Below are 22,316 nucleotides of genomic sequence, written 5' to 3'. Positions count from 1 at the left end.
ACGCTTAGCGGTGTTTTTTTGCTGATTTTTTGGTACAATAGAAGAAATTACAAAAGGAGAACTACAGGCTATGACAAACGGCTACTTGCTATCATTTGAAGGACCAGATGGAGCAGGCAAAACAACGGTTTTAGAGAGGCTGCTTCCTCTTTTGAGAGAAGAAGTGTCTCAGCCTATTTTAGTCACTCGTGAACCCGGAGGTGTTCAGATTTCTGAGCGTATTCGTGATGTGATTTTAGATGTCAATCACACGCAGATGGATAGTAAGACGGAGCTTTTGCTCTACATCGCAGCTAGACGTCAGCACTGGGTGGAAAAGGTAGCACCTGCATTAGATAAGGGCTGTCTTGTTTTGATGGACCGTTTTATTGATAGCTCAGTAGTCTATCAAGGAGCAGGGCGAGGGCTTGATAAGGTGGCTATTGCTTGGTTAAATGACTACGCTACTGATAAACGAAAGCCTGACTTGACCTTGTATTTTGATGTGCCGTCTGAAGTGGGCTTAGAGAGAATCAATCAAAATGCCAGTCGTGAGGTCAATCGCTTAGACTTAGAAGCGCTGGAACTTCACCAAAAGGTCAGAAATGGCTATCTGGCACTGGCTGAGAGCGAGTCAGATCGCATTGTAACCATTGATGCTACAAAACCGCTTGATGAGGTCGTCAAAGAAACCTATGATACCGTTCTTAGATTTTTGGAGAAGGTTGTCCTATGACATCAGAGATTGAACAGTTACAACCTCAGCTTTTTCAGCAGTTTAAGACCATTTTACAGACTAATAGGCTCAGTCATGCTTATCTTTTTTCAGGTGGTTTTGCTAGCTTTGAGATGGCGCTATTTTTAGCGCAGAGCCGTTTTTGTGACAATCTCCAAGACAAGCTGCCCTGTGGTATCTGCCGTTCTTGCCGTTTGATTAGTCAAGGTGAGTTTTCGGATGTCAAGCTGGTGGCACCTAGTGGCAATAGTATCAAAACTGAAACCATCAGAAACTTGATTAAAGAATTTTCAAGTTCTGGCTTTGAAGGTGAAAATCAAGTCTTTATCATCAAAGACTGTGAAAAAATGCACGTCAACGCCGCAAATAGTCTCCTAAAAGTCATCGAGGAGCCGCAAAGCTCGGTCTTGATTATTTTACTGACCAGCGACGAGAGCAAGGTGCTGGCTACTATCAAGAGTCGTACGCAAGTTTTTCATTTTCCTAAAAATCAAGCCTATCTCGAGCATATGGCGGAGAAAAATGGCTTTCTAAAGAGCCAAGCTTATCTCCTAGCTGGTGTGGCAAAGGACAGTGCAGACCTCGAGCAGTTGATGGCAGATAACCAGAGCTTAGCGCTCATCAATGAGTGTCAAGAGTTTGTGGACATGCTGCTCAAAAATCGCAATCAAGCCTATCTTGAGGTTTCACGCTTATCCGCACTTGCCAGTGATAAGTCTGAGCAGGAGCTTGCTTATCAGTTTTTGATCTTGCTTCTAGCCAAACACCTCAATGAAAAAGCTGCACGAGAGCTTTTAGAGGGTCTCCATCAGTCCTACGACATGTGGAGAAAAAACGTCAGTTTTCAAAATGCACTAGAATATATGGTATTATCATGACACAAGTAGTAAAGATAAAAGACAGAGAAACAGGGCAGGTGAGCTATCTAGAAACAGAAAGTGCCCTTGCTCTAGAGAGCTTTGTCGTTGTCAAGCACAAAAAAGGCACGCACTTGGCACAAGTCATCACAAAACCTAAAGAGATAGAGGCAAATCGCCTGCTAAGTAAACTGCCTACCTTTGTGAGACAGGCAGGCAAGCGTGATTTTCAGATAGCAGATGAAAACCGAAAGCAAGCAGCAGACGCTTTTTCTGATGTCAATGAACTCATCAAGCGCAGCAAGCTCAAGATGAACCTAGTGACTATTGCTTTTCCGCTGGATCGTGACCATGTGCTGATTACCTTTACGGCTGATGGGCGTGTGGACTTTAGAGGTTTGTTGCGTGATTTGGCGAGCTATTTTCGCATGCGGATTGAGTTGCGTCAAATCAATAGCCGAGAAGAGTCAAAAGTTTATGGTGGTCTTGGACCTTGCGGGCGAGCGCTTTGCTGTTCGACTTTTCTAGGTGAGTTTCCGCCTGTTTCCATCAAAATGGTGAAAAATCAAGGTCTATCTATCACCTCAGGCAAGGGCAATGGGTTGTGCGGACGACTAAAATGTTGTCTCAATTACGAAGAAGCTTTTTATGAGGAAGCAATGGCTGACTTTCCTGATGTTGGTGAGCTCATTGATACTCAAGATGGTCAAGGAGAGGTTTTAGCGATTGACATCTTTGCCAAAACCATCAAAGTCTCCTTAAAAGGAGCGGTGGTTCCTGTTATTTATACCCTAGAGGAGTTTCAATCACATGGATAAAAAAGAATTGTTTGACGCTTTTGACGATTTGACCCAAAACTTGATGGTCACTTTAGCAGAAGCTGATACGCTCAAAAAACAATTTCAACAACTCATCGAAGAAAATACCCAATTGCGCATTGAAAATACCAAGTTGAGAGAGCGCTTGGGTCAGCTCGAGCATGAAAAGCAGGCTAAAAACTCGACGCAAGGAAAAGAGCACTTAGAGAGTATCTACGAAGATGGTTTTCATATCTGTAATTCCTTTTACGGACAGCGTCGTGAAAATGAAGAAGAGTGCATGTTTTGCCAAGAGTTGTTAGATAGGGGCTAGCCATGCAAGTACAAAAAAGCTTTAAAGGCAAGAAAGAGCTAGGGACGCTCTATCTGGTGCCTACCCCTATCGGTAACCTTGAGGACATGACTTACCGAGCGATTACAACGCTACAGACCGTTGACTTTATCTGTGCGGAGGACACGAGAAATACAGGGCTTCTCTTAAAGCATTTTGAGATTGACACAAAGCAAATCAGCTTTCATGAGCACAATGCCTATGAAAAGATTCCCTATCTTCTTGATTTGCTAGCGTCTGGAAAATCGCTGGCGCAGGTTTCTGATGCTGGAATGCCATCCATTTCTGACCCAGGGCATGATTTGGTTGTGGCAGCTATTGAGAAAGACATCCCTGTTGTGGCACTGCCTGGTGCTAGTGCTGGTATCACAGCGCTTATAGCCAGCGGCTTAGCGCCACAGCCACACGTTTTTTACGGCTTCTTACCTCGTAAAAAAGGACAGCAGCAAGCTTTTTTTGAGGCGAAAAAAGACTATCCAGAGACACAGATTTTCTACGAATCGCCTTATCGTGTTGCAAGCACGCTGGAAAATATGAAAACGGTCTATGGCAATCGACAAGTGGTTTTGGTGCGAGAACTAACCAAGGTCTTTGAAGAGTACCAACGTGGCACTATCACAGAACTTTTAGAAGCCATCAAAGAAACACCTCTAAAAGGCGAGTGCCTGCTCATTGTTTCTGGAAAAATACAGAATGAAGAGTTAGAAAACCTAACATCTGATGTTGACCCTGTACAGGTAGTAGAGCAGTATATTTCTAATGGATTAAAGCCAACACAGGCTATTAAGAAAGTGGCAAAAGAGCTTGGCAGAACACGTCAAGAGGTCTACGATACCTATCATCAGCTAAATAAGTAAGAGAATACGATATTTCTCTTGCTTATTTTTTTAGCTGACAAAAGATGATAGATTAGAGAGAAAATCCAGAAAAATTAGAAAAAGTCATTGACTTGCTGAAAATATTGTGTTATATTATCTAACATATTATTTCAGGAGGTCATTTATGAATACTGGTAGTTTAGCATTTATCTTTATCTGTACTGGTTTGGTCTTTTTTATGGTACCTGGTTTAGCTTTCTTTTACGGTGGGCTTGGTAGGCGTAAAAATGTCATCAATACCATGATGATGTGTGTGGTGCCGATTGCCATCGGGACACTGCTGTGGTTTGCAGTAGGTTATTCTCTGTCTTTTGGCGGAGATGGAGATTTTATTGGAAATTTCAGTCATCTCTTTTTTAATAACGTTAGTGAGACGACGAGCAGTAGAGGATTAGGCATTCCAGATGCCTTGTTTGCCATGTTTCAGATGATGTTTTCCATCATAGCAGTAGCCATTCTAACAGGGGCTGTTGCTGGTCGTATGCGCTTTTTGCCGATGGTGATTTTCATGGTTTTCTGGCTGCTGTTGGTCTACTATCCATTTGCACACATGGTTTGGGACGAAGGCTTTCTCGCACAGCTAGGAACCATCGACTTTGCAGAGGGTGATGTGGTGCACATCACATCTGGTGTCTCTGGCTTGGTGTTAGCCCTTATGTTAGGAAAAAGACGCAACTATCAGCGCTTAGAATACCGTCCGCACAATGTTCCCTTTGTGTTGCTTGGAGCGGGGATTCTCTGGTTAGGTTGGTTTGGTTTTAACGCAGGCTCTGCTCTTTCTGCAAATAGCCAAGCCGTTCATGCTTTACTAACCACGCATTTATCAGCGTCTGCAGCCATGTTTTCTTGGATAGTGATTGAGGCTTTCCTCACTAAAAAGGTCTCTCTTGTCGGTGCTTCGACGGGGTTAATCGCAGGACTCGTTGCTATAACACCTGCTGCTGGTTTTGTATCCACATGGAGTTCTATTCTTATCGGTCTTGCGGTCAGTCCTATCTGCTATGCAGCCATCTCTGTTTTGAAACATCGCTTGGGCTATGATGATGCTCTCGATGCCTTTGGTTGTCACGGTGTTGGCGGGATTTTTGGAGGTTTAGTGACAGGTATCTTCACCCTACCTAGTCTGGCGCTAGATAAAGAAAATGTTGGGATTATTTATGGTAATGGTCATCTTTTATGGATTACGATTATTGCTATTCTTGTGACGGTGCTTTGGTCTGCGATTGCTACTTTTGTTATCGTCAAGGGTATTCAAATCTTTATGCCTATACGTGTCACAGAGCGTGCAGAGGCGATTGGTCTTGATGATAGCGAGCATGGTGAGACTGCCTACCCAACCTTTATGGGATTAGATTCGTAATTTAGAGAGGAGTTGTCAATGAAAAAAGTAGAAGCGATTATCCGTTCGGATAAGTTAGAAGATTTAAAAGACGCCATGACAAAGCAAGGGCTTGCTAGAGGAATGACCGTCTCACAAGTCCTAGGTTATGGGAATCAAAAAGGTTTTGCGGAGTATGTCCGTGGTCAAAAGGTCATCCCAGCACTTCTTGCCAAGGTCAAAGTAGAAGTCGTCACCAAAGACGATGAGGTTGACACATTGGTTGCACTGGTGCGAGAAGCCGTCCAAACTGGGGAAGTCGGTGACGGCAAAATCTTCATCATCCCAATTGACGATGTGATTCGCATTAGAACCGGAGAACACGGCGCAGATGCTTTGTAGAAGAGTAAGATAAAAAGGATAGCGATGCTATCCTTTTGTTTTTGAGAAAAATATCACAAAAAATCGCTGGAATCTTTACAAAATTCAGAAAATTGTGTTATAATCGTAAAATATAACGGAGGTATTCTTATGACAATTTATAATTTTTCTGCAGGTCCTGCAGTTTTACCAAAACCAGTGCTAGAGAAGGCACAGCGTGAGTTTCTTGATTATCAAGGCAGTGGTATGAGTGTTTTGGAGATGTCTCACCGCTCCAGCGAGTTTGATGCTATTATCAAGGACGCTGAGTCGACTTTGCGTGAGTTGATGGCAATTCCAGACAATTATAAAGTCATTTTTCTACAAGGGGGTGCCTCCACTCAGTTTTCGATGATTCCGCTCAACTTTGCAAAAGGTGGCAAGGCTTATTATCTTGTCGGTGGTTCTTGGGGGAAAAAGGCTTACACTGAGGCTGTTAAGCTCTCTGAGACCATTCCTTTTGAGCCGATTTTACTAGCTTCATCTGAAAAAGACAATTATAATCACATTACGACTTTTGATGCGTCAGCGATTGATCCGGAAGCGTCTTATGTCCATATCACAACCAACAACACCATCGAAGGCACAGCTATTTACGACTTGCCAGATACCAATGGTGTGCCCATTATCGCTGATATGTCGTCTAATATCTTAGCAGTGCGCTATAATGTTGAGGATTTTGCCATGATTTATGCGGGTGCGCAAAAGAATATCGGACCTGCTGGGGTAACAGTGGTCATTGTGCGTGAGGATTTCCTAAACGACACACCAGCCCTATCAAGCATGCTTGATTACCGCATTCAAGCGGATGCTGGCTCACTTTACAATACCCCACCAGCTTACAGCATTTATATCTCAAAACTCGTTTTTGACTGGGTCAAGGAAATGGGTGGTGTGGACAAGATGGAAGCAATCAACCGTGAGAAGTCTCAACTCCTCTACGACTTCATTGAGCAATCAGACTTTTACACAAGCCCTGTCATTCATAAGGAAGAGCGCTCTGTTGCTAACATTCCTTTTGTGACCCCAAGTAAGGAGTTAGACAGCAAGTTTGTGGCTGAAGCGACTCCGCTTGGTTTTAAAAACATCAAAGGACACCGTTCAGTCGGTGGTATGCGAGCTAGTCTCTACAATGCCTTCCCACGTCAAGGGGTTGTGGACTTGATTGCATTTATGGAAAAATTTGAAAAAGAAAACAGCTAAAAGCTGTCAAGAGAAAAAAGAAAGGCGTTAGCAATAACGAGTGTGGTGCGTATGGTTTTTAGTGTCAGAACCTATAACAATATCAATCAAATCGGTCTCAAAGAGCTGGGCAATCAATTTCAAGTGGATGGTGATAAGGCGGACAATCCAGACGCTTTTATCATTCGCAGCCAAAATCTTCATGGTGAGACTTTCCCAGAGAACTTAAAAGCAATCGCAAGAGCAGGAGCAGGGACCAACAACATCCCAATCGACCAAGCCACAGAGCAAGGGATTGTCGTCTTTAACACCCCAGGAGCCAATGCCAATGCGGTAAAAGAAGCCGTGATTGCGTCCTTGCTCTTATCAGCTCGTGATTACATCGCAGCCAATACTTGGGTCAATCAGCTAACGGGTGACGACATTCCAAAGCAAGTCGAAGCAGGGAAAAAGCAGTTTGCTGGTAGTGAAATTGCAGGTAAAACACTTGGTGTCATTGGTCTAGGGGCGATTGGAGCACGCATTGCCAATGACGCCAGACGTCTTGGTATGAACGTCCTTGGCTACGACCCTTATGTCTCCATTGAAGCGGCGTGGAACATCTCAAGCCACGTTAAGCGTGTCAATGATTTGAAAGAAATCTTTGCTAACTGTGATTACATTACGGTGCATGTGCCTTTGACGGATGACACTCGTCATACTTTTGATAAGGACGCTTTTGCTAGCATGGCAAAGGGCACGACGATTATCAACTTTGCACGTGCTGAGTTGGTGGACAACAAGGCTCTCTTTGACGCCATTGAAACAGGTGTTGTCAAGCACTATGTGACAGACTTTGGGGATAAGGACTTGCTTGGTAAAGAGCATATCACGGTCTTTCCTCACGTAGGTGGCTCAACAGCAGAGGCTGAGCTTAACTGTGCCATCATGGCAGGGAAAACCATTCGTCGCTTTATGGAGACAGGTGAAATCATCAACTCTGTCAATTTCCCACGTGTTGAGCAAGCCTTGGTAGCACCTTACCGCATTACCTTGATTAACAAAAATGTCCCAAATATTGTCGCTCGTATCTCAACTGCCGTATCAGACCTTGGCATTAACATTGACAATATCATCAACCGCTCTAAAGGCGATTACGCTTATACCCTTTTAGACCTTGATGAGGATGATCGTGCTAAGATTGACCAATTAGTTGCAAAATTTGAAGCAAGTGATAATATTGTACGTGTACGCTTGATTGAAAAATAAAGCAGGACTTTATTTGGGAAGGGCTATTTCATATGACATCTATCAAGGTTTATAAAACCATCTACACCTCACCGATAGGACAATTGTCTCTGGTTGCGACAGATAAGGCACTGACAGGCGCTTGGTTTTTAGGGCAAAAATACTATGAAGCAAAACTAGAGGACGCTGATGTCCAGAAGAGCACAAACCCAATCTTAGCTGAGGCTGTGTCTTGGCTGGACGCTTACTTTGCAGGAAGTAGTCTGCCTAGTAAGCCAGCGTTATCGCCTATCGGGACACCTTTCCAGCAAAAGGTTTGGCAGGTGCTAGCCACCATTCCACAAGGTTCTGTCATGACCTACGGTGAGATTGCAGATTGTCTAGGATGTCAGTCTGCTCAGGCTGTTGGCGGTGCTGTCGGTCGCAATCCCTTGTCTATTTTCATTCCCTGCCATAGGGTGTTAAGCAGCACTGGAGAGCTGACGGGCTATGCTGGTGGCTTGGATAAAAAGATATGGCTCTTAGAGCATGAGGGTGTCCATCTGAAATAACAGCCTTTCTTAACCAAAAAGGAGAACACATGTTACAATTTTACCAATACCCGCCTTGCACGACTTGTAAGCGAGCCAAAAAAGAGTTAGAAGAGTTAGGACTTGACTTTGATAGTATCAATATCAAGGAAAATCCTCCGCAAGTAGATCAGTTTGAAGCCTGGCTTGCTCAAGGTCGCTTTCAGCTCAAACAGTTTTTTAACACCAGCGGTCAGGTCTATCGTGACCTCGGACTAAAGGACAAGCTCGCTACCATGGACGAAAAAGAGGCACTCGCTTTACTAGCAAGTAACGGCATGCTCATTAAGCGTCCTTTGCTGGTCAAAGACGGCGAACTGTTTCAGATTGGGCACCGCACGAGCTATCAAGATTTATGGAAGCAATAAGAAAAGACTGGTCAAGTGACCAGTCTTTTTAGATGTCAATCTCAAGTACAATAGGGGTGTGGTCTTGGCGGCTACCAGAGTCAATCATATCAGATTTTGTGATTTTGTCTGCGATACGATTGCTAGCTAGCCAGTAGTCAATTCTCCAGCCGGAGTTGTTGATTTTACTGGTCTTGCTGCGTTGCGCCCACCAGCTATAGACATTTGGCACATCGCCGTGCATGTAGCGGAAAGTATCAGTGAAGCCCTTACCAAGCAGTTGTGTAAAGCCCTGACGCTCTTCATCGGTAAAGCCAGGTGATCTGCGGTTGGCACTTGGATGAGCAAGGTCAATTTCCTTGTGGGCAACGTTGTAGTCACCAGTAGCAAGGACTGGCTTTTGGCTATCAAGCTTCTCTAGGTAGTCAGCGTATTTCTCATCCCAAATTTGGCGTTCAGCCAGACGTTTGAGACCGTCACCAGCGTTTGGCGTATAGACTTGTGTGACAAAAAAGTCCTCAAACTCAAGGGTGATAATGCGCCCCTCACTGTCCATGGTTGACGGTGCGTCGATTTCTGGATAGGTGATGATGGGACTAAGCGTTTTGCGGTAGAGAAACATGGTGCCAGCGTATCCTTTTCTTGCAGGCTCGACAGATGAGCGCCAAGTAACAGCATAGTCTGGGAAATAGTCCTCTAAGATAGTCAAGTGTTTTTTGGTTGGGCCTTTGCTAGAGAGTTTGGTCTCTTGAATGGCGATGATGTCTGCATTTTCCTTAACCAAGGTATCAAGCACCTCACGAGATAGCAGTGCACGAGCAGAGTCGCTAGTCAGCGCAGCATTGAGTGAATCAATATTCCAAGAAATGAGTTTCATAAGCATCCTTTAGTCTTTTTTAGCTTTATTATAGCAAAAAAGCACAGACTTTGCCGTGTCTGTGCTTGGTTTTTAAGAGTTGAAAATGTCAATCTTCTCAAAGGCTTTGCGTAGGTAAATAGTGTCCCAAGGCAAATGCTCTGCAATAGACAAGCCTACAAGCTCAGCTTGGGTGCTCATGTCCTTGAAGATACCAACGACTTGGTCAAGCGTCAATTCACCAACAGCTGCTGGGAAAGCCTCAACAGTGCTCTTTGGATCTGCTGGATAGACAGACCTAAAGTTATAAGGCGAGAGCACGTCCAAGTCGAGATGGACAGCAAGCACCTCAATATTATTTTCTTTTATCCAGTCAAGGATAACTTGGTTATTCTTTTTGAGATCGCTAGGTGTAGCGTAAGCGATTTTATCTAAAACGAGAGGGCGTTCTTCCTTGCGGAGGTCTTTGTCAATCAGTCCAGCATACATGACTTTTTGGCTATCAATAGGGCGTTTGACCTTGTCATCAAAGCTTTTAGCGCCTTGTCCCATGAGGTTAGCAAGAACCATTTCATGGAGGTGGCTTGAAAAGTCAGGTGTGGCAATGTCTGGGTGGGCGTCCAACCAGAGAACACCGAGCTTGTCGCCGTATTTTTCAGAGAGATAAGCAAACGGTGCTTGTGAGATAGAGCAGTCGCCTCCAAAGGTAATCACCTTTTCAGGAGCTTTTTGGGCTAGAACGTCCAAAACAGTCTGCGTTTGGTCTGCTAGCTCATCATAGCGGTCAATCCCATTCTTAGTTGCCAGTGGAGCATCAAAGTTTGTCGGCACGTCAATTTTAATCATTTCATCCTTTGATGAAGGTGGCGCAATAACGCTCAAGAGCTCCGCACCAAGAACATAGTTGGGATTCATGCCTCCTTGCCATTGTGGAAGGAGTAAACGTAGTGTCGTCATAAAAGACCTCCTTATTGAAGTTTTTGTGTGGAAAAGCACTCTAAAGCACATGCTTTAATAACGTTGCATATACATCAAAACGTCCACGGTTACCTATCTTAACAGAAAGAAAGACAAGTGTCAACCCTCAAAGCTTTAATTTCCTTTGCCTTTTTTCCAAATCATAATGGCCACGCAGCCTTGCGCCATCATGCCAAGGTAGCCAAAAGCTGCGATGGGATTGCCAACAGATAAAAAGAGAAAGAAACTGAGCAAATCCACCAAAAGCCAGATATAAAAGCCGTCAATGTGCCCTTTGACTTGGCGTTGCTGTGCGGTGAAGGACAGTCCGTTTGTGATAGCGTCTAGGATGATACGTGTCCCACCCATGAGGTAAGACACCACACCAAGTCCAATAGTCCAAAAGAAAATGGCGATTAACACATCTCGCACTCCAAAGCGCTTATCAACGACCAACTCACCCGCTTCGTTACGTCTTTTTTGCCAGCTGTAGTGTCCGACAAACTCTGTAATCAAATAGTAGACACTGGTAAACATGTGCCCGTAGACATGCTGGATACCAGCTACTGATATGCTAGCGATATTTTGGATACCATTGGCTTTAAAGGTGTGTTGCCACTGCAGAGCCAGCGTCCATGTCCCGATAAAGCCAAAAATGGACATAATAATAGAGAGGGTGTTAAGCAGTGTAAAATCCCCTCTCAAGATAGTCGGTAATATCCCATAGCTGGTAAAGCCAAGTGAGACACAAAAGGCGATAAGCGCAAAGACTTTTTCCGTGCGGTTAAAGCGTGACCAAGCGATGTCAAAGGCTTTTTTGAGGGATAAGTTGTTGAGATTGTTGTCTGTTTCTATTGTTTCTACTGTTTCTGTTACGTCTAGTGCTGTGTTTGTTGTTTCTGTGTCCACCTTAGTCTCCTATTCCTAGCTCTTGCATTTTGTCTTTGATTTGCCCAAAGACTTGTTGCCAATCGTCGTCGCAGGTAATGTCAATATCGTCTGTCTTGATGAGCATTTTTGGGCTATAGTCGTACTTGTCATACCATTCGTGATAATGGTTGTGAAGCAGACGATAGTAGTCCTCAAGACCATTTGTTTCAGTTGGTTGCTCATAGCTGCGCCCACGTTTTTTGATATTACTCATAATATGCTCAAAGCTAGCGTCAAGGTAGATGAGAAGGTCTGGCGCTTTTTTAGGCATGCCGTCAAGCTCTTCCATCATATTGTCCAACAGCTCAAGGTAGATACCGTATTCCTGCGTTGAGATGCTGCCTTGTAGCGTGTTGATAAAGGTAAAGAGCGCATCCTCGTAGATGGAGCGGTCAAGCACATTGTCATCTCTATGGTAAGCTTTTTTGATAGCTTTAAAACGTTTGTTGAGAAAGTAAATCTGCAAAGCAAAGCCGTATTTTTCAGGATTTTCATAGTATTTATCCAAAATAGGATTGTCCTCGACAGGCTCAAAAAAAGCTTCAGTTCCCAGTTCTTTGGCTAATTGGGCGGTGTAAGTAGTCTTACCAACGCCAATCATCCCTGCTAATATAATCACGATTGTGATACACCTCCAGTTAATCGTGCTAGAATATGCATCTCCTAACACCAATCTATCATCATATTGATGTGTTTTTTTATCTCTTTGCAACAACATATTGTGTTACAAATAAAATTTTAGCACTATATATTGTGTATTGCAAGCCTTGATATTTTTTTATTTTGTGATATACTGATAGCCTTTAGTCAAAAAAAGGTGTGACAGATATGTCTATTTTATCGACAATTGTGACAGGTATAAGCAAAACTTAAGCTATTTTTCGGAAATGTTTAAGTTGGGCTCTCTATACTAGCAAACAACTAATTGTTAAAAAATAAGGAGTTCATTATGACATCAAAACATACCAAACAAACCTTTTCTTTTCGTAAGTTTAAATTTGGCTTAGCCTAGGCGCTGATAGGTCTGACAACCTTTGGGATTATGGCAGGAAGTGCAAGCGCAGATGAAGCAAGTAATAGCGAGCCTAGCTCAGCTCTTGTCACCCAAACAAGCGATTCAACGACGACAGATACCGAAGCTTCTACGGATACTACAGATACTACTAGCACAGATACAACAGCGAGCACAGACACAGTAGCTTCTACCGAGTCTAGCAGTACAGCTTCAAATAGCAGTGAAAAAGCAAGTGCAGATTCAGTAGAAACTACTACAGAGGCAAGCACAGATGTAGGTGCAGAAAACAAAGTAAACACCAGTCAAGAGTCAACTACAACAGAGAACACCACAGATACAAGTGCCAGCACAGAGGATACAGATAATGCCACTAGTGAGACAAGCACCAGCTCAAGGTCAGACAGCACAACAGACACTCAGAGTATCACAGTAAGCGCAGACAGCACGACAACCATCGTTGACAATACCAGTTATGTCATCACAAGTGCTGGGACTTACACCTTTACAGGTACGGCAGAAAACAGCTCTATCACTGTTTCTGAGGACGTCTCAGCTCAGGTGACGGTCAACCTTGACAATGTCAATATCACAAACAGTGCTCCAGCTATCTCCTCACAGGGCTTAGCGACTGTACTTCTCGTGACATCTGGCACCAACAACATCACCTCCACCTCATCTGTTGGTATTAACGTTAGTGGTGACCTCAATTTCGCAGGTGACGGCTACACTGCAATCGCTTCTGGTTCTGGTAGCAACGGTATCTATGGCGACACTGTGACTATCGAGTCAGGGACTTATGTCATCTCGTCTGGCAGTGATGGGATTGAAGCGACGACGGCTATTAACTTGCTCGGAGGTGACATTACTATCATTGCTGGTGGGCAAGGGATGGCAACTATTGATACAGAGGACTTGACCAATGGTGACATTACCATTGATGGGGCAAATCTGACCATCACTTCAACCGACCGTGGTATCCATGCTGGGCATAATTTCACGCTTAACTCTGGAAATGTCTCTATCAAGACGGACGACGAAGGTATTGAGGCTTGGTACTTGACCATCAATGGCGGTACGCTTTATGTGGACGCTGCAGATGACGGACTCAACGCTACGCCAAATGAAAATGCTGGCATGCTAGCGACAGACCAGATTGAACTTAACATCAATGGCGGTACAGTTTATGTCAATGCTGGCGGTGACGGCTTTGACTCTAATGGAAATCTCACCATTACAGGTGGTACCATTGTGGTCTACGGTGGTTCTGGTCAGGACGGTACCGACACAGCGCTTGACTATGATGGTGAGGGTATCATCACAGGCGGTACGTTGATTGCTGGTTCGGCAAATGCTGTTATGGAAGAAGCCTTTGACAGCAGCTCTAGCCAAGATTTCCTAGCGACAAATCTCACAGCAAGCGCAGGGGAAACAGTGACCATTACAGATAGCGCTGGAAATACCGTTACAAGCTTTACCACACCGATTAAGCTAGCGCACTTGGTTTACTCAAGCGCTAGCTTGACAGACGGTAGTGACTATACGATCAGTGCGGGTAGCAATACGACCACAACGACAGCCACTACAGAGTACACCAATACTTATGCCCCAGGCGGTCAAGGTGGTCCGATGAATGGGCAAATGCCAGGTGATGGCACAACGCCACCAGATCTGCCAGACGGTATAGTACCAAGTGATATGCCAACCCCACCAAATGGCAGTGGAGCATTTGATGGCACAGCTCCAAGCGATGTACCGACTCCGCCAAACGAAACGAACGGTGCAACCCCACCAGAACGCCCAACTGGTGATAATAGCAACCAAGCAACTACTACTCAGCCACAGGCACCATCTGACGCAACCACAGTAGACCAAACAGGCGAGGAAACACCATCGAGAAACACGGCTTCACAAATGCTTCCTGCCGATATGATGCCTACAAGCACACAGGGCAAACCTTCTGAGGACTTTGGAGCACCGACTGGAAATGGAGTAGCTGGAGGCTTTGCCCCGAGCCAAATGCCACCAGTAGATGGTAAGCCAGCTCCAACCAATCAAGCACCAGCAATGCAAGCGCCTACCCAATCTGGTGAAGGAGGACTTACGTTAGCTAGTCAGACAAACTCACAAACAGCTACAACGACAAGTCTCCCAGAGACAGGAGAAAGTCAATCCCACTTTGAGTATGCTGGCGTAGGTCTTATCGGCTTAGCTTCAGCTCTTGGATTAGCAGGACTTAAAAAGAAAAAAGAAGACGCTTAATCATAAAAACACCGCTAGAACTCTAGCGGTGTTTTGTGTTTGAAAAAGTGCTAGTTGATTTTGCGTGCCAGCATAGTGGCAAAGCGCAGTTGGATACGATTGCCGTTTTCATCTAGGCGGTGGAGCTCACCGACATTTTCATTGTGCTTGAGCAACTCCCAGTCTTTGTAGTAGTCTTTGAGCTCGCCCTCTTTAAAAGTAAAAGGAAAGGGAATAGGGCAGGGATAATCTTTAGTATCCATAGCGCAGACGATGAGATTGTAGCCACCAACTGCAGTGTGTTCCTGTATATTGTGGATAATGTCAGGAATACGGCTTGCCTCAAGAAACATCAGCACAACTGTGGAGATGATGAAGTCGTAAGTCCCACTGATGTCAGCGGTGGCGATATCGTATGCTTTTGTCGTGAGGGACAAGCCTTCACGACTGGCAAGATTTTCTAGAAAGGCAAGGCTTTCGGTATTTTTATCCACAGCAGTGACATCGTGTCCAAGTAAAGTCAGGTAAAGTGCATTGCGCCCTTGTCCACAGCCCAAATCTAGCGCACGACTGTTTGCCTTTAGATAAGGAGCGATAAAGATGACCTCAGAGTGAGTCTTGGTGAGGTGGTATTTTTTAGCGAAATAATCCTCTTTTTGGCAATAAAAAGTTAGATAAAAGCGCAGGTTGCTGGAGGCTGGCTTGATACGGTGTCAGACCTGTGGTTCCACAAAAGGAATGGCAGAGTCACTATCAAAGCGAGCCTCAGACACAACCTCACCCTCTTCATCCAACTCAAAATAATCCAACATCCCCTCTAAAATCGTGAGTTTTCCCCAAGTGCCGACCTTGGTGTTGTGCATATCTAGGAAAAGCTCAGGAATATCGTCCGCTCCCCAAACAGGCAGCTGCTTGTAGGCAATCAAATCTTTTGTATCTATCATAGTCTAGTCCTCTCTTACTAATAAACTACTGCCATTATACCAAATTTACAGTCAAGACGCTTGATTGCAATTAGCAAAAGCCCCTCAGCCTTTGGCTGAGGGACACTCTTTTAGTCAATAGTGTAGTTTGGTGCGTCTGTGGTTAGGTGGTGAATGTCGCCTGTGACATCCATTTCGTCACTTAGCAGTTGCTTGAGTGCTTCCATAGCAGCTCTAGCACGCTCTGCTTGCTCTGGGTTAATAGCTTCGATAACGAGGATAGCGTCTTTGGTTTCCTCAGTCAGCATGGTGCGCTTGGCTTCTCGCCAATTGAGGCAACGGCAGATAGCGCCGTCTTCATCGTAGTAGATGAGCTCCTCAGGAAGAGCAGGGGCGTCTTTTTCTGCGCCCAGTGGGAAGAAAGGCTCGCCACCTTTGGCTTTTCCAAGGTGCAAATCACCTTGAATCTTGTCCAAGTCCTCACCACCGCAAGGTAAACCATAGCTTAGCGAGATGCTGTTGTAGAGGTCAACGAGCGGATTGATTGGGCTAAAGCGTTTGCCTTGGCTAACTCTTTTGAGCAGCGCTTCAATAGATGATCGTGCTCCTTTTTTGGTTTTGAATTTGGTAAAAGCGGCACGCCATTCTTGGATGACTGTGTTTGCTGTGAAGGGCTCTTCGGTGATGAAACTCTCTGCTTTCTTGCTCGCCTCATCTAGAAGTTCCTGAAAATGCGGGTCTTTTGACTCGTCAATGTGATTGTCTAGCCCCTTAACCACAAGGATACTAATCTGTGCTTCTGGAAAGAGTTCCCAAAAAGTGCTATCGATTTCGACTTGCATATATTTACCTCTCTTTTATAATTATAAATCAATTTTATTATAGCACACCAGTCGCAAAATGCAAGGCTTGGCTTTTTCCATCTCGCAAAATCCCCATTTCTATGGTATAATAAAGTGCTATAGCAGTTAGCTGACTTTTGTAGTCAGCCAACAAAACAAGCTCATTTGCTTGGAAAGGATTTATCATGACTGAAAAGAAATCATTTTACATTACGACTCCGATTTATTACCCATCTGGTAAGCTCCACATCGGCTCTGCCTACACGACCATTGCCTGCGATGTGCAGGCTCGCTACAAACGTCTTTTGGGCTACGATGTTTATTATCTAACTGGGCTTGATGAGCATGGGCAAAAGATTGAGCAAAAAGCTAAGGAAGTAGGCATTGACCCGCAGACTTATGTGGATGGCATGGCTGAGAGCGTCAAAGAGCTCTGGAAATTGCTAGACATTTCCTACGATGTCTTTTACCGCACGACCAATCCTGAGCACGAAAAGGCTGTTCAGCGCATTTTTGAGAAATTGCTAGCGCAGGATGACATCTACCTCGGTGAGTACGCTGGCTGGTACTCTGTCTCAGATGAGGAGTTCTTCACTGAAAGCCAGCTGGCTGAGGTTTTCCGTGATGAAAATGGCAAGGTGACTGGCGGGATTGCTCCGAGCGGTCACGAGGTAGAGTGGGTGAGTGAAGAGTCTTATTTTTTCCGCATGGGCAAGTATGCCGACTGGCTCTTGGACTTTTACAAGGAACACCCAGACTTCATCAAGCCAAACAGTCGTATGAATGAGATGATTAAAAACTTCATCGAGCCGGGTCTTGAGGACTTGGCGGTTTCTCGTACCAGCTTTACTTGGGGTGTACCTGTGCCAAGCAACCCTAAGCACATCATGTACGTTTGGATGGACGCCCTCTTTAACTACTACACAGCGCTTGGTTTTGAAAATGACCTTGAAAACCGTGTGGACAAGTTCTGGCCAGCAGACATTCACATGGTCGGAAAGGACATCCTGCGTTTCCACTCGATTTACTGGCCAATCTTCCTCCACGCTCTAGGACAACCTATTCCAAAACGCTTGGTAGCACACGGCTGGTACGTCATGCAAGACGGCAAGATGTCCAAGTCTAAAGGAAACGTGGTCTATCCTGAAATGCTGGTAGAGCGCTATGGACTTGATCCGCTTCGCTATTATCTCATGAGAAGTCTGCCTGTCGGCTCTGACGGTACCTTCACACCAGAGGACTATGTCGGTCGTATCAACTATGAGCTGGCAAATGACCTCGGTAACCTCCTCAACCGTACGGTGGCTATGGTCAATAAATACTTTGACGGCAAGGTGCCTGCTTTTGCGTCTGGTGTGACAGCTTTTGACAACAGCCTTGAGGCAGAAATCGCTAGTCAATTAGCCACTTACCACAAGGAAATGGAAGCCGTAGACTACCCACGTGCGCTCGAAGCTATCTGGGCAATCATCTCTCGTACCAACAAATACATCGACGAGACAGCACCTTGGGTCTTGGCAAAGGACGAGGACAAACGTGACGAGCTGGCTGCGGTTATGAGCCACTTAGTGGCAAGTCTGCGTGTGGTAGCGTACCTCATTCAGCCATTTATGATGACAACCTCAAACGCCATCATGACCCAGCTCGGTTTACCAGAAGTAACTAGCCTTGAAAACTTGGCGCTTAGCGACCTACCAGAAGGTCTTATTGTCGTTGCCAAAGGAACACCAATCTTCCCACGTCTTGACATGGACGAGGAAATCAGCTACATCAAAGAGCAAATGGACGCTGGCAAACTCGCTCAAGAAAAAGAATGGGTGCCTGAAGACGTCAAGCTCCTCGAAAACAAAGCACAAATCAAGTTTGAGGACTTTGACAAGGCAGAAATCCGTGTGGCAGAGGTCATCGACTGCCAAAAAGTCGAAGGTTCTGACAAGCTCCTCCAGTTCCGCTTGGACGCAGGAGACAGTGAACACCGCCAAATCCTCTCTGGTATCGCAAACTTCTATCCAAATCCAGAAGAGTTGATTGGGCTTAAAGTGCAAATCGTTGCCAACCTCAAACCACGCAAAATGATGAAAAAATACATCAGCCAAGGCATGATTCTCTCTGCTGAGCATGAGGGCAAACTGACCTTGCTCACTGTGGACAAGTCTGTGCCAAACGGCAGTATCATTGGTTAAGTAAAAGCTTGATATTATCTCAAGCTTTTTTCGTTAAAAAATAATAGGAAAATAAGACAATATTTACTTTCATTTAAGATGATGGTGCTAATCTATAAGTTAATGAGTTTTTAAAAATGCAATAAGGAGAAGAAAGTGTTAAAAATTTTATCCAAAGAAGCCTATCAAGAAGCTAGCAAGAACTACACAGAGCGCTCTTTTATGCAGACGGTGGAAATGGCAGAGCTGCTTGAGCGCCGTGGTTTTAAGGTCACTTATCTTGGTTGGGTGCGTGACGGTGAGGTGAGCGTCTCAGCTATCCTCTACAGCATGCCTGAGACAGGTGGTCTTCGTATGGAGGTCAACTCGGGTCCAGCCTCCTCGAACCCAGAGGATTTAAAGCCTTTTTACAGTGCTCTGCGTGATTATGCTAAGGCGAATGGAGCGCTGGAACTCATCATCAAGCCCTACGACACTTATCAGACCTTTGATAGCAATGGGGAAGCGACCAGCGAGGAGAGAAAAGAGTTGATTGCTGATCTGACGGACCTAGGTTATGCGTTTGATGGTTTGCAGACGGGCTATCCAGGTGGTGAGCCAGACTGGCACTATGTCAAGGACTTAACTGGCTTGACAAAGGAGACATTGCGCAAGTCCTACAGCAAAAAAGGGCGTCCATTGGCAAATAAAACCAGCTCTTTTGGTATCAAAGTGAGGACTCTTACGCGTGACGAGTTGTCTATCTTTAAGGAAATTACCTCATCGACCTCAGAGCGCCGTGAATACAAGGACAAATCGTTAGACTACTACCAAGATTTTTACGATAGCTTTGGCGATAAGGCGGAGTTTGTGGTGGCAACGCTCAACTTCAAAGACTATCTCGCCCATCTCCAAAAAGACATGGCAACTCACCAAAAAGAGCTGAATGAGGTCAATGAAAAGCTAGCAGAAAATCCCAACTCAGCCAAGCAAAAGAAGGTCAAAACTCAGCTGGAAAAGCAGTTAGCCACTTTTGAGACACGAGTGGAGGAGGCAAAAGCTTTTATTGACAAGTACGGTGAGGAAGATGTGGTGCTAGCAGGCAGTCTCTTTATCTACACACCGCAGGAAGTCGTCTATCTCTTTAGCGGATCTTACACGGAGTTCAATAAATTTTACGCTCCTGTGGTCTTGCAAGAGCATGTCATGACAAAAGCCATCGAAAAAGGCATTCCTTTTTATACTTTCCTAGGTATTCAAGGTATCTTTGATGGGAGTGACGGGGTTCTTCGCTTTAAGCAAAATTTCAACGGCTATATCGTGCGCAAAATGGGGACTTTCCGCTATTATCCAAAACCAATGAAATACAAGATGATTAAAGGTCTCAAAAAACTGCTCAGACGTTATTAGACACCAAAAAATCCCAGTTTCAACTGGGATTTTTCTTATGCTTGGAAATAAGTCATGTTTTTCAGACTTTGGCGCAGTTTTGGGATAATGAGGCTGATGAGAAGGATTTTCACTAGCTCAACAGGGATAAAGGGCACAAAGCTTGCTAGGATACTTGCTGTCCAAGTTAAGTGCCCAAGGAAGTGTAGGGACATGATACCGCAGACAAAGAGGCACAAATCGCCAAGGACATTGGCACCAAAGAGCGTGACGATGTTTGTCTTAGGGAGGAGACTAGTCACTAAGGCATAGAGGATAAATCCCCAGATAAAACCAGAGCTGGGACTAGCTAGAGTGGCAATCCCAGACCCGCCGCCTGCAAACACAGGCAGTCCGATAGCACCAAGCAGAATGTAAAGAGCGACCGCAAGCAGGGCTTCACGCCACTTCAAGAGACTAGCGACCAACCCAACGGCAAATGTCTGCAAGGTAATCGGCGTTGTTCCGATAGGAATGGTCAGCTGTGAGAGAACAGCTAAAATAGCTGTTGAGACACTAATCATCAGTAGTCGGTAAATAGCAGGCATGTAAATCTCCTTTATATATTAGAATAAATCAAAAATCAGTTTGATGTTTAAAAAGGTCAGAACGGTCGCTACCGCATAGGCAATGACGGTGTTCCACTTGGCATTGGTAAATTCTCCCATGAGTTTTTTATTAGATGTGAAGTAAATCAATGGGAAAATGGAGAATGGCAGAGCCACCGATAGGAACACTTGGGAGTAGACAATGAGCTGGTCAAGCACTGTTTCCTTGTCTCCAAAGAGGATCGCTGCGATGATGACAGGCAGTAGCGCAAGCAAGCGTGTTGTCAAGCGGATGAGCCATTGAGGCATCTTGAGATGTAAGAAGCCTTCCATGACGATCTGTCCCGTCAATGTCCCTGTGATGGTCGAGTTTTGACCACTAGCAAGTAGGGCAATGGCAAAAAGTGTAGAGAGCAGGCTGCTTGCCACGCTTCCAGCGATAGTGCTGTCTGAGAGGGCATTGTACATCTGCGCAAAAGCGCTAATCTGACTAGCATGCCCATAAAAGAGCGAAGCCCCTAAAATGAGTAAGAGCGAATTAACGATGAAAGCCATAGACAGCTGGAGGTCTGAGTCCCAAGTCATAAATTTCACCGCTTTGCGGATGGACTCAGGCTTATCATAGTCGACCTTGCGGGTCTGCGAGATAGAAGAGTGCAGGTAGAGATTGTGCGGCATAACAGTCGCACCGATAATCCCTAGAGCTAGTGTCAGCTTGGTATTGCCAGCGACAACTTGGCTACTATCAAAGACCGACAAGCTTGGGAGATAACCCATCAAAATTCCAGAAATGCTAGGCTTTGAGAGGACGGTCAGATAGATGAAAATCACTAAAATGGTTATAATCAATGTCGAGACAATCGCTTCAATCTTGCGAAAGCCCATTTTCATGATAGACAGTAACAAAAAGACATCTAAAATTGTGATGAAAATAGAAAAGAGCAAGGGCCAGCCAAAGAGCAGGTGCAGGGCTATCCCTGAGCCGATAACCTCGGCAAGGTCAGTCGCCATAAGTGCCAACTCCAAGATGACAAAGAGAATATAGCGAATGCCTCGTGGCAGGTGGTTGGCAGTGGCTTGTGCTAGATCTTGGCGAGTGACGATACCTAGCTTTCCAGCCATTTGCTGCAGTTGCATTGCCATTAGTGATGACAAAAGCACCACAGAGAGCAGGAGATACTTGTAGCTAGCGCCTCCCACGACACTGGTAATCCAGTTACCTGGATCCATGTAGCCAACAGCAACCAGCGCCCCAGGTCCTAAAAAGGCACGCAAAGTCCGCCAAAAAGAGGCATTTTTAGGGACATCAATACTCTGATTGACCTCACTAAGAGAAATTTTTGACGCCGTGTGATAAGATTTCATAAAACTTCTTTCTAAGAAAAGACTACTTTTTAGATGTCACATAGTCAGCAATCCCTATAATAGCAAAAACAAGCCCCAAGATAAGAAAGACAACCTTTCCAGCTAAGAGACCATAGCCCATAAAGATAGCAGCTGATAAAAAAGTAACCCAATATCGTGACAACATACGCAGTTCTTTTCACTCCTAATACTTAATATCCCTATTATAACCTAAAAAAGCACAGATTAAAAGTTAAGCATGCTTGCTTTTTAAAAAAATTAACCGTGCTTAAAAATGGAAGAGTTTAGGGGGAAGGAGGAAAGAACAAAACTGATGATGAGTATAAAATAATTTATTTGTAATAACCTGAGCGTGACACCTTTAAGAGCTGACATAAGGTTTGAATGGGAATATCTGGTTCTTTATCATGA

Annotated in this window: 24 protein-coding genes and 1 pseudogene; 15 read left to right on the top strand and 10 right to left on the bottom strand. The window is 44.8% G+C overall.

Translation table 11 applies throughout. From position 1 onward, the window contains the following. The first annotated feature begins 70 nt into the window (after positions 1–70). From tmk to AALA56_RS00770, 11 genes are all read left to right on the top strand, one after another. The gene (tmk, locus tag AALA56_RS00820; RefSeq protein WP_369908323.1) at positions 71–715 is read left to right on the top strand and encodes a dTMP kinase; all 645 of its coding nucleotides are present in this window, start codon (positions 71–73) and stop codon (positions 713–715) included. After that, positions 712–1,593 (top strand): DNA polymerase III subunit delta', encoded by an 882-nt coding sequence (locus AALA56_RS00815; protein ID WP_369908322.1) that lies wholly within the window; start codon positions 712–714, stop codon positions 1,591–1,593. Before tmk ends, AALA56_RS00815 begins: the two co-directional genes overlap by 4 nt. Further along, the gene (locus AALA56_RS00810; protein WP_369908321.1) at positions 1,590–2,390 is read left to right on the top strand and encodes a PSP1 domain-containing protein; all 801 of its coding nucleotides are present in this window, start codon (positions 1,590–1,592) and stop codon (positions 2,388–2,390) included. Before AALA56_RS00815 ends, AALA56_RS00810 begins: the two co-directional genes overlap by 4 nt. Then, positions 2,383–2,703, top strand: coding sequence for a DNA replication initiation control protein YabA (gene yabA, locus AALA56_RS00805; RefSeq protein ID WP_115268564.1), 321 nt, complete (start codon positions 2,383–2,385; stop codon positions 2,701–2,703). The genes AALA56_RS00810 and yabA overlap by 8 nt, the downstream gene beginning before the upstream one ends. 2 nt (positions 2,704–2,705) lie before the next feature. Then, positions 2,706–3,578 carry a 16S rRNA (cytidine(1402)-2'-O)-methyltransferase gene (gene rsmI, locus AALA56_RS00800; RefSeq protein WP_369908320.1) on the top strand — a complete coding sequence of 291 codons (873 nt, stop codon included), beginning with the start codon at positions 2,706–2,708 and terminating at the stop codon, positions 3,576–3,578. Between the two features lie 145 nt (positions 3,579–3,723). Then, the gene (locus AALA56_RS00795) at positions 3,724–4,959 is read left to right on the top strand and encodes an ammonium transporter (RefSeq protein ID WP_369908319.1); all 1,236 of its coding nucleotides are present in this window, start codon (positions 3,724–3,726) and stop codon (positions 4,957–4,959) included. Between the two features lie 18 nt (positions 4,960–4,977). Then, positions 4,978–5,319, top strand: coding sequence for a P-II family nitrogen regulator (locus AALA56_RS00790; RefSeq protein WP_369908318.1), 342 nt, complete (start codon positions 4,978–4,980; stop codon positions 5,317–5,319). A 129-nt stretch (positions 5,320–5,448) separates the two neighbouring features. Further along, positions 5,449–6,540: a 3-phosphoserine/phosphohydroxythreonine transaminase gene (gene serC / locus AALA56_RS00785; protein WP_369908317.1), complete on the top strand. Its 1,092-nt coding sequence runs from the start codon at positions 5,449–5,451 to the stop codon at positions 6,538–6,540. A gap of 51 nt (positions 6,541–6,591) precedes the next feature. Next, entirely contained in the window at positions 6,592–7,767 is a 1,176-nt protein-coding gene (locus tag AALA56_RS00780; RefSeq protein ID WP_369908316.1) for a phosphoglycerate dehydrogenase, read from the top strand. Between the two features lie 32 nt (positions 7,768–7,799). Next, positions 7,800–8,297, top strand: a complete 498-nt coding sequence (locus tag AALA56_RS00775; protein WP_369908315.1) for a methylated-DNA--[protein]-cysteine S-methyltransferase — start codon at positions 7,800–7,802, stop codon at positions 8,295–8,297. A gap of 29 nt (positions 8,298–8,326) precedes the next feature. Further along, entirely contained in the window at positions 8,327–8,683 is a 357-nt protein-coding gene (locus AALA56_RS00770) for an arsenate reductase family protein (RefSeq protein ID WP_369908314.1), read from the top strand. 28 nt (positions 8,684–8,711) lie between these two features. Here AALA56_RS00770 and AALA56_RS00765 read toward each other — a convergent pair whose 3' ends face one another. The 4 genes from AALA56_RS00765 to AALA56_RS00750 form a co-directional block, all read right to left on the bottom strand. After that, positions 8,712–9,539 carry an exodeoxyribonuclease III gene (locus AALA56_RS00765; protein WP_369908313.1) on the bottom strand — a complete coding sequence of 276 codons (828 nt, stop codon included), beginning with the start codon at positions 9,537–9,539 and terminating at the stop codon, positions 8,712–8,714. A gap of 72 nt (positions 9,540–9,611) precedes the next feature. Beyond that, positions 9,612–10,475 (bottom strand): arginase family protein, encoded by an 864-nt coding sequence (locus AALA56_RS00760; protein WP_369908312.1) that lies wholly within the window; start codon positions 10,473–10,475, stop codon positions 9,612–9,614. Between the two features lie 135 nt (positions 10,476–10,610). Continuing rightward, positions 10,611–11,384 carry a nicotinamide mononucleotide transporter family protein gene (locus AALA56_RS00755; protein ID WP_369908311.1) on the bottom strand — a complete coding sequence of 258 codons (774 nt, stop codon included), beginning with the start codon at positions 11,382–11,384 and terminating at the stop codon, positions 10,611–10,613. Position 11,385: 1 nt separating this feature from the next. After that, positions 11,386–12,024 (bottom strand): deoxynucleoside kinase, encoded by a 639-nt coding sequence (locus AALA56_RS00750; protein ID WP_369908310.1) that lies wholly within the window; start codon positions 12,022–12,024, stop codon positions 11,386–11,388. Positions 12,025–12,354: 330 nt separating this feature from the next. Between AALA56_RS00750 and AALA56_RS00745 the strand changes: the two genes are divergently transcribed. Both AALA56_RS00745 and AALA56_RS00740 read left to right on the top strand, forming a co-directional pair. Continuing rightward, on the top strand, positions 12,355–12,417 hold the full coding sequence (locus AALA56_RS00745) for a YSIRK-type signal peptide-containing protein (RefSeq protein ID WP_369908397.1): 63 nt from the start codon (positions 12,355–12,357) through the stop codon (positions 12,415–12,417). 30 nt (positions 12,418–12,447) lie between these two features. Continuing rightward, positions 12,448–14,679 carry a carbohydrate-binding domain-containing protein gene (locus tag AALA56_RS00740; RefSeq protein WP_369908309.1) on the top strand — a complete coding sequence of 744 codons (2,232 nt, stop codon included), beginning with the start codon at positions 12,448–12,450 and terminating at the stop codon, positions 14,677–14,679. Positions 14,680–14,729: 50 nt separating this feature from the next. Here AALA56_RS00740 and tehB read toward each other — a convergent pair. The 3 genes and pseudogenes from tehB to AALA56_RS00725 form a co-directional block, all read right to left on the bottom strand. Beyond that, positions 14,730–15,602, bottom strand: a pseudogene (gene tehB / locus AALA56_RS00735) (SAM-dependent methyltransferase TehB). Positions 15,603–15,712: 110 nt separating this feature from the next. Next, positions 15,713–16,423 (bottom strand): B3/B4 domain-containing protein, encoded by a 711-nt coding sequence (locus AALA56_RS00730; RefSeq protein ID WP_369908308.1) that lies wholly within the window; start codon positions 16,421–16,423, stop codon positions 15,713–15,715. Between the two features lie 37 nt (positions 16,424–16,460). Next, positions 16,461–16,610 (bottom strand): hypothetical protein, encoded by a 150-nt coding sequence (locus AALA56_RS00725; RefSeq protein WP_369908307.1) that lies wholly within the window; start codon positions 16,608–16,610, stop codon positions 16,461–16,463. Here AALA56_RS00725 and metG point away from each other — a divergent pair. Together metG and AALA56_RS00715 are read left to right on the top strand one after the other, a co-directional pair. Further along, on the top strand, positions 16,609–18,606 hold the full coding sequence (metG, locus tag AALA56_RS00720; RefSeq protein WP_369908306.1) for a methionine--tRNA ligase: 1,998 nt from the start codon (positions 16,609–16,611) through the stop codon (positions 18,604–18,606). The two genes, AALA56_RS00725 and metG, sit on opposite strands and share 2 nt — an antisense overlap. A 135-nt stretch (positions 18,607–18,741) precedes the next feature. Next, positions 18,742–19,974 (top strand): aminoacyltransferase, encoded by a 1,233-nt coding sequence (locus tag AALA56_RS00715; protein ID WP_369908305.1) that lies wholly within the window; start codon positions 18,742–18,744, stop codon positions 19,972–19,974. 35 nt (positions 19,975–20,009) lie between these two features. On the opposite strand, the gene AALA56_RS00710 is transcribed toward AALA56_RS00715, so the two are convergent. From AALA56_RS00710 to AALA56_RS00700, 3 genes are read right to left on the bottom strand one after another with little or no spacing between them, the layout of a single operon-like run. Then, positions 20,010–20,540 carry a biotin transporter BioY gene (locus tag AALA56_RS00710; protein ID WP_369908304.1) on the bottom strand — a complete coding sequence of 177 codons (531 nt, stop codon included), beginning with the start codon at positions 20,538–20,540 and terminating at the stop codon, positions 20,010–20,012. Between the two features lie 18 nt (positions 20,541–20,558). Next, complete coding sequence (locus AALA56_RS00705) at positions 20,559–21,905, bottom strand: Nramp family divalent metal transporter (RefSeq protein WP_369908303.1); 1,347 nt, start codon at positions 21,903–21,905, stop codon at positions 20,559–20,561. 22 nt (positions 21,906–21,927) lie between these two features. Further along, positions 21,928–22,071, bottom strand: a complete 144-nt coding sequence (locus tag AALA56_RS00700) for a hypothetical protein (protein ID WP_369908302.1) — start codon at positions 22,069–22,071, stop codon at positions 21,928–21,930. Positions 22,072–22,316: the final 245 nt, after the last annotated feature.

This window comes from Streptococcus hyointestinalis (assembly GCF_041225505.1).
Taxonomy (GTDB): domain Bacteria; phylum Bacillota; class Bacilli; order Lactobacillales; family Streptococcaceae; genus Streptococcus; species Streptococcus hyointestinalis_B.
The sequence above is the reverse complement of the archived record's forward strand: the minus strand, read 5'-3'. Positions and strand labels throughout refer to the sequence as shown.

Coding starts and splice junctions, on each gene's coding strand:
- AALA56_RS00795 (WP_369908319.1), top strand. CDS start 3,724: ATGAATACTGGTAGTTTAGCATTTATCTTTATCTGTACTGGTTTGGTC.
- AALA56_RS00765 (WP_369908313.1), bottom strand. CDS start 9,539: ATGAAACTCATTTCTTGGAATATTGATTCACTCAATGCTGCGCTGACT.
- AALA56_RS00705 (WP_369908303.1), bottom strand. CDS start 21,905: ATGAAATCTTATCACACGGCGTCAAAAATTTCTCTTAGTGAGGTCAAT.
- AALA56_RS00725 (WP_369908307.1), bottom strand. CDS start 16,610: ATGATAAATCCTTTCCAAGCAAATGAGCTTGTTTTGTTGGCTGACTAC.
- AALA56_RS00775 (WP_369908315.1), top strand. CDS start 7,800: ATGACATCTATCAAGGTTTATAAAACCATCTACACCTCACCGATAGGA.
- AALA56_RS00730 (WP_369908308.1), bottom strand. CDS start 16,423: ATGCAAGTCGAAATCGATAGCACTTTTTGGGAACTCTTTCCAGAAGCA.
- tmk (WP_369908323.1), top strand. CDS start 71: ATGACAAACGGCTACTTGCTATCATTTGAAGGACCAGATGGAGCAGGC.
- AALA56_RS00700 (WP_369908302.1), bottom strand. CDS start 22,071: ATGTTGTCACGATATTGGGTTACTTTTTTATCAGCTGCTATCTTTATG.
- yabA (WP_115268564.1), top strand. CDS start 2,383: ATGGATAAAAAAGAATTGTTTGACGCTTTTGACGATTTGACCCAAAAC.
- metG (WP_369908306.1), top strand. CDS start 16,609: ATGACTGAAAAGAAATCATTTTACATTACGACTCCGATTTATTACCCA.
- AALA56_RS00815 (WP_369908322.1), top strand. CDS start 712: ATGACATCAGAGATTGAACAGTTACAACCTCAGCTTTTTCAGCAGTTT.
- AALA56_RS00710 (WP_369908304.1), bottom strand. CDS start 20,540: ATGCCTGCTATTTACCGACTACTGATGATTAGTGTCTCAACAGCTATT.
- AALA56_RS00740 (WP_369908309.1), top strand. CDS start 12,448: ATGGCAGGAAGTGCAAGCGCAGATGAAGCAAGTAATAGCGAGCCTAGC.
- AALA56_RS00780 (WP_369908316.1), top strand. CDS start 6,592: ATGGTTTTTAGTGTCAGAACCTATAACAATATCAATCAAATCGGTCTC.
- AALA56_RS00790 (WP_369908318.1), top strand. CDS start 4,978: ATGAAAAAAGTAGAAGCGATTATCCGTTCGGATAAGTTAGAAGATTTA.
- AALA56_RS00760 (WP_369908312.1), bottom strand. CDS start 10,475: ATGACGACACTACGTTTACTCCTTCCACAATGGCAAGGAGGCATGAAT.
- rsmI (WP_369908320.1), top strand. CDS start 2,706: ATGCAAGTACAAAAAAGCTTTAAAGGCAAGAAAGAGCTAGGGACGCTC.
- AALA56_RS00770 (WP_369908314.1), top strand. CDS start 8,327: ATGTTACAATTTTACCAATACCCGCCTTGCACGACTTGTAAGCGAGCC.
- serC (WP_369908317.1), top strand. CDS start 5,449: ATGACAATTTATAATTTTTCTGCAGGTCCTGCAGTTTTACCAAAACCA.
- AALA56_RS00810 (WP_369908321.1), top strand. CDS start 1,590: ATGACACAAGTAGTAAAGATAAAAGACAGAGAAACAGGGCAGGTGAGC.